Source organism: Salinibacterium sp. AL4.1, from assembly GCF_059767305.1.
This window is the reverse complement of the sequence record NZ_JBSOQK010000001.1, coordinates 1127834-1141319: the sequence shown is the minus strand read 5'-3', so window position 1 is coordinate 1141319 and position 13486 is coordinate 1127834. Positions and strand designations below refer to the sequence as shown.

At 60.2% G+C, this 13486-nt stretch carries 14 protein-coding genes; 13 read left to right on the top strand and 1 reads right to left on the bottom strand.

The genetic code is table 11. From position 1 onward, the window contains the following. Window positions 1–173: 173 nt before the first annotated feature. From rpsM to ACWTV3_RS05585, 5 genes are all read left to right on the top strand, one after another. Window positions 174–548, top strand: a complete 375-nt coding sequence (gene rpsM, locus ACWTV3_RS05605) for a 30S ribosomal protein S13 (protein WP_129072181.1) — start codon at window positions 174–176, stop codon at window positions 546–548. A 51-nt stretch (window positions 549–599) separates the two neighbouring features. Next, complete coding sequence (gene rpsK / locus ACWTV3_RS05600; RefSeq protein ID WP_100388216.1) at window positions 600–998, top strand: 30S ribosomal protein S11; 399 nt, start codon at window positions 600–602, stop codon at window positions 996–998. Window positions 999–1164: 166 nt separating this feature from the next. Continuing rightward, the gene (locus ACWTV3_RS05595) at window positions 1165–2160 is read left to right on the top strand and encodes a DNA-directed RNA polymerase subunit alpha (RefSeq protein ID WP_100388217.1); all 996 of its coding nucleotides are present in this window, start codon (window positions 1165–1167) and stop codon (window positions 2158–2160) included. 38 nt (window positions 2161–2198) lie between these two features. Further along, window positions 2199–2699 carry a 50S ribosomal protein L17 gene (gene rplQ / locus ACWTV3_RS05590; protein WP_100388218.1) on the top strand — a complete coding sequence of 167 codons (501 nt, stop codon included), beginning with the start codon at window positions 2199–2201 and terminating at the stop codon, window positions 2697–2699. 73 nt (window positions 2700–2772) lie between these two features. Then, window positions 2773–3696: a tRNA pseudouridine synthase A gene (locus tag ACWTV3_RS05585; protein WP_498477215.1), complete on the top strand. Its 924-nt coding sequence runs from the start codon at window positions 2773–2775 to the stop codon at window positions 3694–3696. A 10-nt stretch (window positions 3697–3706) separates the two neighbouring features. Here the strand turns inward: ACWTV3_RS05585 and ACWTV3_RS05580 are convergent, their stop codons facing one another. Then, complete coding sequence (locus ACWTV3_RS05580) at window positions 3707–4759, bottom strand: LacI family DNA-binding transcriptional regulator (RefSeq protein ID WP_498477214.1); 1053 nt, start codon at window positions 4757–4759, stop codon at window positions 3707–3709. Between the two features lie 284 nt (window positions 4760–5043). On the opposite strand from ACWTV3_RS05580, the gene ACWTV3_RS05575 reads away from it, so the two are divergent. The 8 genes from ACWTV3_RS05575 to ACWTV3_RS05540 all read left to right on the top strand — a co-directional run bounded on the left by ACWTV3_RS05575 (window position 5044) and on the right by ACWTV3_RS05540 (window position 13372). After that, window positions 5044–6075, top strand: coding sequence for an autoinducer 2 ABC transporter substrate-binding protein (locus ACWTV3_RS05575; protein WP_498477213.1), 1032 nt, complete (start codon window positions 5044–5046; stop codon window positions 6073–6075). Window positions 6076–6166: 91 nt separating this feature from the next. Continuing rightward, window positions 6167–7681 (top strand): sugar ABC transporter ATP-binding protein, encoded by a 1515-nt coding sequence (locus ACWTV3_RS05570; RefSeq protein WP_498477212.1) that lies wholly within the window; start codon window positions 6167–6169, stop codon window positions 7679–7681. 13 nt (window positions 7682–7694) lie between these two features. Continuing rightward, on the top strand, window positions 7695–8699 hold the full coding sequence (locus ACWTV3_RS05565) for an ABC transporter permease (protein WP_498477211.1): 1005 nt from the start codon (window positions 7695–7697) through the stop codon (window positions 8697–8699). Window positions 8700–8707: 8 nt separating this feature from the next. Next, window positions 8708–9751: an ABC transporter permease gene (locus ACWTV3_RS05560; protein ID WP_498477210.1), complete on the top strand. Its 1044-nt coding sequence runs from the start codon at window positions 8708–8710 to the stop codon at window positions 9749–9751. Then, window positions 9748–10311, top strand: a complete 564-nt coding sequence (locus ACWTV3_RS05555; RefSeq protein ID WP_498477209.1) for an RpiB/LacA/LacB family sugar-phosphate isomerase — start codon at window positions 9748–9750, stop codon at window positions 10309–10311. The genes ACWTV3_RS05560 and ACWTV3_RS05555 overlap by 4 nt, the downstream gene beginning before the upstream one ends. 26 nt (window positions 10312–10337) lie before the next feature. Beyond that, window positions 10338–11087, top strand: a complete 750-nt coding sequence (locus tag ACWTV3_RS05550; protein ID WP_498477208.1) for a glutamine amidotransferase — start codon at window positions 10338–10340, stop codon at window positions 11085–11087. A 20-nt stretch (window positions 11088–11107) separates the two neighbouring features. Next, window positions 11108–12523 (top strand): rhamnulokinase, encoded by a 1416-nt coding sequence (locus ACWTV3_RS05545; protein ID WP_498477207.1) that lies wholly within the window; start codon window positions 11108–11110, stop codon window positions 12521–12523. Window positions 12524–12595: 72 nt separating this feature from the next. Further along, window positions 12596–13372 (top strand): class II aldolase/adducin family protein, encoded by a 777-nt coding sequence (locus tag ACWTV3_RS05540; protein ID WP_498477206.1) that lies wholly within the window; start codon window positions 12596–12598, stop codon window positions 13370–13372. Window positions 13373–13486: the final 114 nt, after the last annotated feature.

Below are 13486 nucleotides of genomic sequence, written 5' to 3'. Positions count from 1 at the left end.
TGGTTGCGCGCGTGCGGCGAGTAATCGCCACACACCGCAGCACACAACTCAATACACAGAACTAGCAACACCAGATCTGACGCCTGCGAAAGTGGGCATAGGGGACACCATCGGTTGGAGGCCGGTGCACAGGTGCTGCTACAGACCTCCACTCATCAACAGGAGAAGCCACTATGGCACGTCTAGCCGGCGTCGACATCCCACGCGACAAGCGTGTAGAGGTCGCACTGACTTACATTTACGGTGTTGGCCGCACGAGTGCACTCAAAGCACTCGCCGACACCCAGATCAGCGGAGAGATCCGTGTTCAGGATCTCACCGATGACCAGCTCATCGCGCTGCGTGACTACATCGAAGGAAACTTCCAGGTAGAAGGTGACCTCCGCCGTGAGGTTGCAGCAGACATCCGCCGCAAGGTTGAAATCGGCAGCTACCAGGGTATCCGTCACCGCAAGGGACTGCCCGTTCATGGACAGCGCACGAAGACCAACGCTCGTACCCGCAAGGGCCCGAAGCGCACCGTAGCCGGCAAGAAGAAGGCCCGATAGACCCTGGGTTCAACCCCAGCGTCGTCGCCATCAACGTTTTAGGAGAAAACAATGGCAGCACCAAAATCGGCCGCTCGTAAGCCGCGTCGTAAAGAGAAGAAGAATGTTGCTGTGGGCCAGGCTCACATCAAGTCAACGTTCAACAACACCATCGTCACCATCACCGACCCGACCGGCGCAGTACTGAGCTGGTCCTCGTCAGGCGTTGTCGGCTTCAAGGGATCGCGTAAGTCGACCCCTTACGCCGCACAGATGTCGGCTGAGTCGGCTGCACGCCAGGCTCAAGAGCACGGCGTCAAGAAGGTAGACGTTTTCGTCAAGGGACCGGGTTCAGGTCGCGAAACTGCGATCCGTTCGCTGCAGGCCGCTGGCCTCGAAGTGGGTTCGATCAACGACGTAACACCGCAGACGCACAACGGTTGCCGTCCGCCCAAGCGTCGTCGCGTTTAGTTTCACGCCGTACTAACGAGGCAACTCGTTAGTGCTGGCGTCGTGTGGCGAGGGCCCAAGTGGCCCTCGCTCACAGTTCCAGCGCACAACTCAATACAACGTCGGGCCCAGCCACCCGTCGCCCACAAGTGTCATATAGCGGACACTTTGCCGAAAGGAATTACCAGTGCTCATTGCACAGCGTCCCACCCTTGCTGAGGAGAACATCTCCGAATTCCGTTCACGGTTCGTCATCGAGCCGCTTGAGCCCGGTTTCGGTTACACCCTCGGAAACTCACTTCGTCGCACCCTTCTTTCGTCGATCCCCGGAGCAGCTGTAACCAGCATCCGTATCGATGGAGTTCTTCACGAATTCAGCACCGTCGCCGGTGTCAAGGAAGACGTGACCGAGGTCATCCTGAACATCAAGAACCTCGTAGTCTCCAGCGAGCACGACGAGCCCATCACCGCTTACCTGCGCAAGCAGGGTTCGGGTGAAGTTACCGCGGCTGACATTTCTGCACCTGCCGGTGTAGAGATCCACAACCCGGAACTCGTCATTGCAACGCTCAACGACAAGGCCAAGTTTGAACTTGAGCTGACGATCGAGCGTGGCCGTGGTTACGTCACCGCAACGCAGAACCGCAGCGAGTTCAGCGAAGCCGGCCAAATTCCGGTCGACTCGATCTACTCGCCCGTACTCAAGGTCACCTACCGTGTCGAGGCAACTCGTGCCGGTGAGCGCACTGACTTTGACCGTCTCGTTGTTGACGTAGAGACCAAGTCCGCAATCACTCCTCGCGATGCAGTGGCTTCGGCCGGTCGCACGCTGACCGAACTGTTTGGACTCGCTCGCGAGCTCAACACGGCAGCAGAGGGTATCGAGATTGGTCCTGCACCGGTTGACGCCGTGCTTTCGACCGAGCTCAGCATGCCGATCGAAGATCTTGATCTTTCGGTACGCAGCTACAACTGCCTCAAGCGCGAAGGCATCAACACCGTGAGTGAACTGGTTGCTCTTTCCGAGACCCAGCTCATGAACATCCGTAACTTCGGTCAGAAGTCGGTTGATGAAGTGCGCGACAAGCTTGTTGAGATGGGACTGTCGTTGAAGGACAGCGTTCCCGGATTCGACGGAGCACACTTCTACGGCGGATACGCCGACGACGAGACCAACGCTTGAGCCACTGGCTCGAACCTTTGACACTGGAGAACTAGAAAATGCCTACACCTACTAAGGGCCCGCGTCTCGGCGGTGGACCGGCGCACGAGCGCCACATGCTCGCCAACTTGGCCGCAGCCCTGTTCACTCACAAGAGCATCAAGACAACGGAAATGCGTGCCAAGCGCCTGCGTCCCGTTGCTGAGCGCCTGATCACGTTCGCGAAGAAGGGTGACCTGCACAACCGTCGCCGCGCGCTCGGAATCATTGGCGACAAGACCGTCATTCACGAACTCTTCACGGTCATTGCACCGCAGGTAGAGAACCGCGATGGTGGTTACACCCGCATCACGAAGCTTGGTTACCGTAAGGGTGACAACGCTTCGATGGTTCAGATGGAGCTCGTTCTCGAGCCCGTAACGCCTAAGAAGAAGGCCCCGAAGGCTGCCGCTAAGGCTGAGCCCAAGGCTGCTGCAGAAGAGCCCGCCGTAGAGGAAGCTCCTGCTGAAGAAGTTGTCGCCGACGAGGTTGCAACCGAAGAGACTGCAGAAGAGAAGTAACTTTCTTCGCTTGAGAAGACCCCGGCTCCGCTTCGTGCGGGCCGGGGTTTTCTTGTTGAAATAGGGTTGAACTATGAATGAAGCGGCACCCGCCATCCCGGCGCCCGAGCCGGATGCCACCCCTTACACGCGGCTGCGCCTCGACATTGCCTACGACGGCACAAACTTCTTCGGGTGGGGAAAACAGCCGCCGCCCCTGCGCACGGTTCAAGGCACTATCGAAGACGCATTAGCAATTGTGTTTCGACGCTTCGGCGTCATCCCGCAGCTTGTCGTCGCCGGGCGAACGGATGCGGGAGTGCACGCCACCGGCCAGGTTGCGCACCTCGACCTCACCGACACCCAACTGCGTAGTCTCGACCGCCCGCGCCGCGGGAACATGGGCGGACGACGGTACGACGGGCCGGCATCTCTGGCGCGCAGGATCAACGGAATCACGGGCCTCGAGTCCGACATCTTTGTGAAGCAGTCGGTAATTGCTGCGGACGGTTTTGACGCCCGCTTCTCGCCGCTGTGGCGACGCTACGAATACCGCATCGCCGACAACCTGTCGCCGCGTGACCCTCGCCAACGCAACCACACGCTCTGGTACCCGGCCACCCTCGACGTCGATGCCATGAACGTGGCTGCAAATGAGCTGCTCGGCCTGCACGACTGGGCCGCGTACTGCAAGCCCCGCGAGGGGGCCACGACCGTGCGCACCCTCGAGCGTTTCAGTTTCCGCCGTACCGAAGAAGGCATCGTGTTGGCTGAGGTTCGTGCCGACGCCTTCTGCCACAGCATGGTGCGGTCGCTCGTGGGTGCTGGTGTTTACGTGGGCCAGGGCAAGATCGACTCTTCGCGGCCGGCCGACATTCGCGACGAACGCTCCAAGGGGAGCGAGTTCAAGGTCATGCCGGCGAAAGGGTTGTCTCTCGTTGAAGTGGGCTATCCGCCGGATGACGAACTGGGGGCACGCGCGGAACTCACCCGCTCGCGCCGCGAACTGTTCGACTAGCGAGCGCTCGTTACTCCGACGCGCGAAGGTCAGACGACCGACGAACAACAAGTTCTGGTGGCAGCACCACTTGCTGGTGGGTGTGAGCGTCATCCCTGGCTGAATGCTCGATCAGCAAGCGGGCGGCGCCCTTGCCTAGAGCCTCGATGGGCTGGCGCACAGAGGTAAGCGGAACAACCCAGTCGCGCGCGAAGTCGATGTCGTCATAACCGACAAGAGCGATGTCGTCGGGCACGACGTAGCCCGCGTCAACGAGGCCGCGGTAGACGCCGAACGCGAGCATGTCGTTTCCGCAGAAGACAGCATCCGGCACATCATCCTCGAGAAGAAGCTCGACCGCGCGGCGACCGTCTTGGATACCGATGCCCGAGACACTCACTTCGACGAGCGATTCCTCGGGATCGAGCCCTGCCGCGGTGATTGCTTCGCGGGCACCTTTGGCGCGATCGGCGAATTGGCGCAGACCGGTGGGCCCGCCGACAACGGCGATGCGGCGGTGGCCGAGCTCTACGAGGTGCTCGACAGCGAGTCGCCCGCCTGTGACGTTATCGACCGAGATGGAACAGTGCTCCGGGCCGCCGTTGTAGTCGAGCAACACTACGGGCAGGTCTCCGGGGAGTTCCTTGTACCGATCCTCGCCATCGTCGTCGTCAGCGCTGGCGGGAGCGAGCAGAGCACCGCGCACGCGCTGGGCAGCGAGCATGCCGAGCAGTCCGGCCTCGCGTGTGGTGTCGCCTTCGGAGTTGCACAGCATGACGACGTGGCCTGATTCGCGAACGGCACGCTCGATGACGTGCGCGGCCTCCATGTAGAACGGGCTCTCGACATCCAGAACAACGAGACCAATAACGTTGCTGGACGCGCCGGTGAGCACTCGTGCCTGCTGGTTGGGAACAAAGCCGAGTTCGGCGATCGCCTTTTCGACGGCAGCACGGGTGCGGGGGTGAACCGTGTCAGGGCGGTTGATGGTGTTGGAGACGGTTCCTGTGGAGACTTGCGCCAGTGCGGCGACGTCACGGATCCCGGCGGGCGACTTCGATGTCGCAGTGTCGGGGGTGCTCATGGATTGCTCAATTCTTGACTGTGCGCTTGGTGGCGCAGGCTTATCACTTTAGGGCTATCGGACGCCTCAGGCGGTTTGTAGCGGTCTAACGCCGCCGTTATCTCATCGAGACACAGCAGTTGACGTCGTGCGGTTGCAGTTCGTCTTGCTCCCAGTGTACGTTTGAACCGCTTTAAAAAATGAACCGGTTCAAATATTCTCGACCGGGCGCAATGACGCGAAAGTGCTGAGGCTTTGGGCGCTGCGTCCGCGCAACACTGCATTCACACCACAAGGAGAAAAACATGAAGCAACGTCGCTTTACAGGCCTCGCGATCGGTCTCGTAGCCATCGTCGGACTCGGCCTCGCCGGATGTTCCGCTGACGCCGACACGTCCACCGCATCGGGAGAAGACGCTTACACAATCGTCATTGTTCCCAAGGACTCGACTAACCCCTGGTTCGTTCGCATGGAAGAGGGCGTCAACAAGTTCGCCGCTGACTCCGGCAACGACGTTTACCAAAAGGGCCCCGCTGAGACGGATGCCACTCTGCAGGTGCAGGTCATCCAAGACCTCATCGCTCAGGGCGTAGACGCTATCGGCGTCGTTCCGGTTGACCCGGGCGCACTGGAGACCGTTCTGAAGCAAGCCATGGACGCCGGCATCGTTGTTGTCACCCACGAAGGTGCCAGCCAGGAAAACACGATGTACGACATCGAAGCGTTCAACAACACTCAGTACGGCGCATTCATCATGGACAACCTCGCTGAGGCAATGGGCGAAGAGGGCACCTACGCCACGATGGTTGGCCACGTAACGAACGCATCGCACAACGAATGGGCTGACGGTGCTGTTGCTCGTCAGGCTGAGGCGTACCCCAACATGACGCTGCTTGCTGCCGAGCCGCGCGTTGAGTCGCAGGACGACGGAGAGGTTGCCTACCAGGCAGCCAAGGAGCTCCTCAAGAAGTACCCCGAAGTAACCGGCATCGTCGGAACTTCGTCGTTCGACGCTCCTGGTGTCGCTCGTGCGATCGAAGAACTCGGCCTCACCGGCAAGGTCTTCGTGAGCGGAACCGGTATGCCGGCCGCAAACAAGTCGATCCTCGAAAAGGGCCTCGTCAAGACGCTGACTCTCTGGGACCCGGCCGACGCTGGTTACGCTCTCGCCTCGCTCGCTGAGCAGATCCTCGACGGTGAAGACATCTCCGACGGCGTCAACCTCGGCGTCACCGGATACGAAAACATGACCTTCGCTGAAGGTAGCGACAAGGTACTCGAAGGTAACGGCTGGGTCGTTATCGACAAGGACAACGTAGACAGCTTCGGCTTCTAAGCAGTCCCGTTTTCGCGATCAGGGCAGAGCGAACATCCGTTCTGCCCTGGTCGCACCCCACGATTTACTCATGCGCGGAAAGGACCGGACGATGGTAGATAACGTCATCGCGGTACGCGATATCGGTAAGGCCTTCGCTGGCGTTCAAGCGCTTGATGGCATCACCCTAGAGATCGCTCCCGGAGAGATTCACTGTCTCGCCGGCGAGAACGGCAGCGGCAAGTCCACGCTGATCAAGGTCATCTCCGGAGTGCACGCCCCCGATACCGGAACAATTGAACTGAACGGCAAGACGTTCTCGAAGCTGTCGCCCATAGAGGCGATCTCAAACGGCGTTCAGGTCATCTATCAAGACTTCTCGGTTTTCCCCAACCTCACGGTGATGGAGAACCTGGCACTCAATGCTGAGCTCGCTGCCCACCGCACGTTCGTGAGTTGGAAGCGGATGCGGGCTGTCGCCGAAGAGGCAATCGCCAAGATCAACTTCACGATTGACCTCGACGAAAAGGTCGGTCAACTCTCGGTCGCCCAGAAGCAACTCGTTGCTATCTCGCGGGCGCTCATGAGCGACGCCAAGCTCATCATCATGGATGAACCGACCACGGCTCTGACCAAGCGCGAGGTTGACGCACTCTTTGCTATCATCCTCGACCTCAAAGCGCGGGGGATCGCGACGCTGTTCGTGAGCCACAAGCTCGACGAGGTTTTCGAGATCAGTGAGCGCTTCACGATCATCCGTAACGGTAAGTCAGTAATCACCTGCCTGCCAGAAGAGCTCGATCACGCCACGTTCTCGCACCATATGACCGGCCGCGAATTCGATGACGACCACTTTGTTCCCGAGCACGTCTCAGAAGAGCCGATTCTCGAAACACGCGGCCTTGGCGTCGACGGGGCCTTCGCCGATGTCGATCTCACCCTCCGCAAGGGTGAGATCCTGGGCATCACCGGTCTATTGGGTTCCGGGCGAACGGAACTCGCACTCTCCCTCTTTGGCTCGAAGCCTGCTGACTCGGGCGAGATTCTGATCAACGGCGAAGCCGTCGAGGTGAGCAGCGTACGCGCCGCAATCGCTCACGGCATCGGCTACGTTCCCGAAGACCGCCTCACTGAAGGCCTCTTTTTGGAGCGCTCGATTAGCTCCAACATTGTGATCTCAGAAATCGATTCGTTCGTCTCCAAGTTCGGCGCCCTCGATCAGCGCAAGGCGGATGCCGAAGGCCAACGCTGGGTGGACGAACTCAAGATTGCGACGCCGAACGCTTCTAACGCGGTGAACACCCTCTCGGGCGGAAACCAGCAGCGAATCGTGCTCGCTAAGTGGCTCGCCACGCATCCGAAGATTCTGATTCTCAACGGGCCAACCGTGGGCGTTGATATCGGGTCGAAGCACGACATCCACCGCATTCTCCGCTCGCTTGCTAGCGAAGGTCTCGGCGTCATCATCATTTCCGATGACATTCCCGAGGTCATCCAGAACTGCAACCGGGTTATGGCAATGAATGCGGGGCGAATCGTGGCAGAGATCGACCCGCGCACCACGACCGAATCCGAACTCGCAGAGCTCATGTCGAAAGACCCGAGCACTATCGACGGGAAGGGCTGAGATGGCCAAGTTAGTGCGAAAGATCACTAAATCGAACGAGTTCTACCTGCTGCTCGTCATCATCGCGGTGAGCGTTGTCATCCAGTTGCGAAGCGGACAGTTCTTCTCCGCCAACAACCTGGTTGACCTGGCCAACGCCATGGTCGTTCCCGGCATCTTCGCGGTCGGCGCCTTCATGGTGCTGGTCGCGGGCGGAATCGATGTCTCGTTTCCGGCACTCGCCTCGCTCTCGGTCTACGCGACCACACGGGTACTGGTGGATGCCGGCTACTCCGGGGGAGTGTGGCTACCGTTCCTGATGGTCATTGTCGTCGGCGCCGTCCTCGGTGCCTTCAACGGACTCTTCACCTCGAGGTTCGTGGTTCCGGTGCTCATCATTACCCTCGGTACCGCAAGCGTGTTCTCGGGAGTTATGCAGGGTGTCTTCAAATCCGTGCAGATTCCGAACCTCCCTGCCGGGATGAGTGAGTTTGGTCGGTCGACGCTGTTCGTGGCTAAGAACTCCGAATCGGGTCTTACCTCCAACATGCCAATGGCGTTCCTCATTCTGGTCGCCGTCGTTGCTGTTGCCTTCGTCGTGATGAGATACACGACCTTTGGTCGTGGTCTCTATGCGATTGGTGGTGACGAAAGTGCCGCTGCTCGTGCCGGCTTCAAGGTGCGCAAGATCAAGTTCTGGCTCTTCGTCATCGTGGGTATCATTGCCAGCCTCGCCGGCCTCGTGCGAACAAGCATGATGGACCAAATGCATCCGACCAACCTCCTCGGCATGGAGCTCATGGTCATCGCAGCGGTCGTTCTCGGTGGCGCTTCCATTACGGGCGGCACCGGAACCCTTACCGGCACGATGCTGGGAACGCTGCTGATCGTGATTGTGCAGAACAGCATGATCTTGGTCGGCATCCCCACCTTCTGGCAGGGCTTCGCACTCGGCACCCTGATCCTCGTCGGTACCGGTATCTCCGCAGTGCAACTCACCCGTTCACGCAAACGCGCACCCGCGCTGATTCAAGGATAGGGACGGCCATGTTTGCTTCTACGACTCTTACGCCGCTTCGGGATCGCTTAACACGCGACCCTCACGTCACACGCCTCGCCGTGATTCTCGTTCTGCTCCTGACGTTCTTCATGCTCGTCAAGACCAAGAACTTCTTCGGGATTGCGACCTGGCAGTCGATGGCAGTGCAGTTCCCCGAGTTCGGTCTGATGGCCCTCGGTGTGATGCTCACCATGATTATTGGAGGTATCGACCTTTCTGTTGTTGGCGTCGCCAATATGACGGCCATCGGTAGCGCGACCCTCATGATGTCGATCGCGCCCACCGGCGCTGACAGCCCCCAGGGCTACCTCGCTGTTGCTGCGGCAATCGCGTTCTCGCTCATTGTGGGAGCGATAGCTGGCGCCTTCAACGGGTTCTTGATAGCGAAAGTGAAAATTCCCGCCATTCTGGTGACACTCGGAACGTTCGAGCTCTTCACTGGTATCGCGGTCATCATCACGGGTGGAAAGCCTGCCAGTGGCCTCCCGGCCCAGTACGGCGAGATCATGGCGCAGCGGGTCTTCGGGATCATCCCGATGCCGCTCATCATCTTCATTCTCGCCACCGTCGTGATCGCCCTAATCATGTACAAGACGGCGTTCGGTACCAAGCTCTACATGCTCGGATCGAACGAAACCGCGGCGCAGTTCAGCGGGCTAAAGACGGACAACCTCATCATCCGTACCTACATGACCTCGGGTATTTACGCCGCGGCCGCTGGTCTCGTGATGCTCGCCAACTACAACTCGGCGAAGGCCGACTATGGCTCCACCTACACACTGCTCGCAGTGCTCATCGTGGTGCTGGGTGGCGTGAACCCGAACGGTGGATCAGGCCGATTGTCTGGTGTGATCCTCGCGGTGGTTGTGCTGCAGGTTCTCTCCTCACTGCTCAACACGTTCCCGAACATCAGCAACTTCTACCGCCCGCTGATCTGGGGTGGAGTGCTGCTCCTCGTCATCGTGGTGAATCAATGGACTAAAAAGAACAGGCTCTCTCGCCTGTTCGGGTTGAAAGGAAACAAATCATGAAGCTGACCAAGGACCGCCACGTTGTTGTGGGCGCCGACTTTGCCGGGTTCCCGCTCAAAGAGGCCGTCAAGCGCCACCTGGAAGCACGTGACTGGACCGTCACTGACCTGACGCCAACCCTCGACGACATTCCGATGTACCACCGTGCGGGTTTCATGCTCGGCGCCAAGCTTGCCGAGGGCGAGTTCGAGAAGGCTCTTGCTTTCTGTGGCACGGGGATGGGCATCCACGTTGCTGCCAGCAAGGTGCCTCATGTTCACGCGGCTGTGTGCGAGAGCGCGCCAGCAGCTCTTCGTGCCGCCACCGCCAACAACTGCAACCTCATGGCCATGGGTGCTTTCTACATTGGCCCGCGCCTCGGGATGGCCATGGCGGATGCGTTCCTCGAGAACAACTTCGGTGACGGCTACGAAGACTGGGAAGGCTTCGCTGACTACCACATGGTCGGATATGAGGAATGCGAAAACTTCGACTACCAGGCCTACAAAGACAACGGTTTTGAAGTCGTCGGTGAGCGCAACGTCGCGATGGGCCCTGAGCCCCGCGGCCTCGCTTACTAACCGAACGAACAGCTACAGGGAGAGACATGGCGAAGGTATTGCTCGCAGGAGAGTCATGGTCGACGACGTCGATCCACACGAAGGGCTTTGACTCGTTTGTCACTTCCGCGTACGCCGAGGGAGCTGATGACTTCATCGCTGCTCTGAAGTCAGCGGGTAACAGTGTCGAGTTTCAGCCCAACCACGTTGCGGCGGAGCGATTCCCCACGACCGCGGAGGAGCTGAGCCAGTACGACGTTGTTGTGCTCAGTGACATTGGGGCGAACACCCTGCTGCTACCCAACGGTGTCTTTGCGAAGGGGGAGCGGATTCCGCACCGCCTCGAAGTGTTGGCCCAATGGGTGCGTGATGGCGGTTCGCTGCTCATGGTCGGTGGCTACCTCAGCTTCCAAGGAATTGAAGCCAAGGCGAACTACCGCAACACGGCGCTGGCGAGCGTTCTTCCGGTCGAGATGGAAATTGGCGACGACCGCGAAGAGACTCCGCAGGGCGTCGACGCCACCTCACTCGACAACCACGCGGCGACCGCCGGTCTGCCGACCTCGTGGCCCGCAGTGCTCGGTCATCACCGTTTGGTCGCCCGCGACGGTGCCCAGACGCTCGCGACCGTGGGAGCATTCCCGCTTCTTGTCGTGGATGCCGAAGGTGCCGGCCGTGTTGCCGCCTTTGCGAGCGACATGGGCCCGCACTGGCTGCCGACCGAGTTCTTGGAATGGGACGGGTTTGCTCCCCTGTGGAACCAACTGATCTCGTGGCTCGCTCGCGAGTCTGACTAAGCGCGGGCAAGTAGGACTGAATGGTGGGCCACGTTGTTGCTCTCGACTTTGGTGCGACTAGCGGCCGCGTAATTCTGGGCGAAGTCGGCCCCGACCAGCTGCGCACGGCAACGCACGCTCGCTTCACTAATCGTGCGGTGAGCGTACGCGGCTGCCTGCACTGGGATGTTCTCTCTCTATGGCAGGGGGCGCTCGACGGGCTCACTTCGGCGATCCGCGAAGTGCCCACGGTCTCGTCTGTCGCGACCGACACCTGGGGCGTCGACTACGGACTGCTGCGCGACGGACATTTGCTGGGCAATCCACGGCACTATCGCGATGAACGAACCGACGCCGCGATGGAACGAGTGCAGTCGCTGAGCACGCAGGCTGAGCAATATGCGGCAACCGGCATCCAGTTCATGCCGATCAATACGATCTACCAACTTGCGACCGATGCTGCGGAAACGCGGCTTGAGCTCGCCGACACCGTTTTGCTCATGCCCGACCTCTTTACGTACTGGTTGAGCGGCGCGCGCGTTGCGGAAACAACGATGGCGTCGACGACTGGGCTCCTCGACGTGCACTCGCGGCAGTGGAGTAACACCTTGCTCGACGTGGCCGGAGTGCGGCGCGAACTGCTGCCTGAACTCGTGGTCCCGGGCACTCGTGTTGGCGAACTTGACCTGGATGTCGCGCGACAAGTGCGCGCTGAGTCGCCCATTGAAGTGGTGGCGGTTGGTTCGCACGACACGGCCTCGGCAGTCACCGCAATCCCGATGCAGCCGGAGAACGCGGCGTTTATCTCGTGCGGCACGTGGGGCCTTGCCGGGGTGGAGTTGGAGAACCCGGTCGTCACCGAAGCAGCACGAACGGGCGGCTTCACGAACGAAGCTGCCGTGGACGGCCGTATCTTATTGATGCGCAACGTCATGGGCCTGTGGATCTTGAGCGAAGCTGTTCGGCAGTGGGAACGGGATGGTGACACGATTAGCCTGCCCGCGCTCATCGAGGCCGCCTCTGCAGTGACCGAAACCATGCCCGTGGTGGATGTCGACGACCCCCGCTTCTTGGCACCAGGAAATATGCCGCGCCGCATCGCAGAATGGTGCACCGAGCACGGCGTTCGCGTGCCAGCGAATCGCGCCGAAATGGCGCGCTGCATCATCGAATCGCTTGCGCAAGCGTTCGCGGATGCGGTGTTGAGTGCAAGTTCGCTCGGCGATGTGCCGGTTCGGAACATTCACATCGTGGGCGGTGGATCGCTCAATCGCCTCCTCTGCCAGCGTACGGCCGACCGCTCCGGCATCCCCGTTCTCGCGGGTCCGGTTGAGGCGACAGCGCTCGGTAGCGTTCTCGTGCAAGCCAGAGCCATGGGCCACATCTCGGGAAGCCTCGATTCGCTGCGCGACCTCGTTCAGCGCACCCATCATCCAGTGACGTACACGCCTCAATAGCGCCCCCCCATTCCGGAATTCGCCTCACCCTCGAATTCGCCCCACCCGATCTCGCCGAACAAAGGACTGAAAATGACCGCACGAATTGCCCTCGACCTCGTTAGTGACGAACTGCTGGGCCTCACCACCCGCCTCGGCCTGCCGGAACGCGACCTCGTGATCTTGGCAGAGGGGAACACCAGCGAACTCATCGCCGATGGCACGATCATCGTCAAGACCTCGGGTTCTTCGATGCAGACGGCAACCGTCGAGAATTTCGTGAGCGTTGAAATCGAGCCGCTGCTGGCCGTACTGCGCGACCCGAACGCCGACCAAGATCAATTGACAGCCGAGTTGGATGCCGGTGAGGTCGACGGCAAGCGCGTGCGGGCATCCATTGAGACCCTCATTCACGTTGCGGTGCGCGCCTATGCGCCGGTACGGTACGTCGCCCACACACACCCGACGGCTGTGGTCTCGCTGCTGGCAAGCGCTCACGCCGAAACGTCGTTCGCCGACGCGGTGTACTCAGACGAACTCATGGTGCTGGGTCGCAGCCTTTACATTCCTTACGCTCAGCCCGGGATTGAATTGGGGCAACTCTTTCTCGAGAAGCTTGGTGCTCACGTCGACGAGTTCGGCGAAGTGCCGTCGCTGATCTTGCTGGGAAACCACGGCATCGTCGCTATCGCTGACACGGCCGAAGGCGCGGAAGCAATCTCTCTCATGGCCGTCAAGAGCGCGCGAGTGCGCCTCGGAGCTCTCCAAGCGGGTGGCATCGCGAGCTTGAGCGCCGAAGTGACCGCCCACTACTTCGATCGCCCCGACTTCCGCGAACGTCGCGCTGCGCTGACGGGTACCGTCAAGTAGCAGCATCGGCGTTTGCTGCGGACGCGGAGTTCCGCTATTGTTGACCCTTGGTGTCTGCACTATAGGGTGCGGCATCCGATCATGAGCCCTCCACCGGAATTGTTTCTGTAGAAA

Coding starts and splice junctions, on each gene's coding strand:
- rpsM (WP_129072181.1), top strand. CDS start 174: ATGGCACGTCTAGCCGGCGTCGACATCCCACGCGACAAGCGTGTAGAG.
- rpsK (WP_100388216.1), top strand. CDS start 600: ATGGCAGCACCAAAATCGGCCGCTCGTAAGCCGCGTCGTAAAGAGAAG.
- rplQ (WP_100388218.1), top strand. CDS start 2,199: ATGCCTACACCTACTAAGGGCCCGCGTCTCGGCGGTGGACCGGCGCAC.
- ACWTV3_RS05585 (WP_498477215.1), top strand. CDS start 2,773: ATGAATGAAGCGGCACCCGCCATCCCGGCGCCCGAGCCGGATGCCACC.
- ACWTV3_RS05580 (WP_498477214.1), bottom strand. CDS start 4,759: ATGAGCACCCCCGACACTGCGACATCGAAGTCGCCCGCCGGGATCCGT.
- ACWTV3_RS05575 (WP_498477213.1), top strand. CDS start 5,044: ATGAAGCAACGTCGCTTTACAGGCCTCGCGATCGGTCTCGTAGCCATC.
- ACWTV3_RS05570 (WP_498477212.1), top strand. CDS start 6,167: ATGGTAGATAACGTCATCGCGGTACGCGATATCGGTAAGGCCTTCGCT.
- ACWTV3_RS05560 (WP_498477210.1), top strand. CDS start 8,708: ATGTTTGCTTCTACGACTCTTACGCCGCTTCGGGATCGCTTAACACGC.
- ACWTV3_RS05555 (WP_498477209.1), top strand. CDS start 9,748: ATGAAGCTGACCAAGGACCGCCACGTTGTTGTGGGCGCCGACTTTGCC.
- ACWTV3_RS05550 (WP_498477208.1), top strand. CDS start 10,338: ATGGCGAAGGTATTGCTCGCAGGAGAGTCATGGTCGACGACGTCGATC.
- ACWTV3_RS05545 (WP_498477207.1), top strand. CDS start 11,108: ATGGTGGGCCACGTTGTTGCTCTCGACTTTGGTGCGACTAGCGGCCGC.
- ACWTV3_RS05540 (WP_498477206.1), top strand. CDS start 12,596: ATGACCGCACGAATTGCCCTCGACCTCGTTAGTGACGAACTGCTGGGC.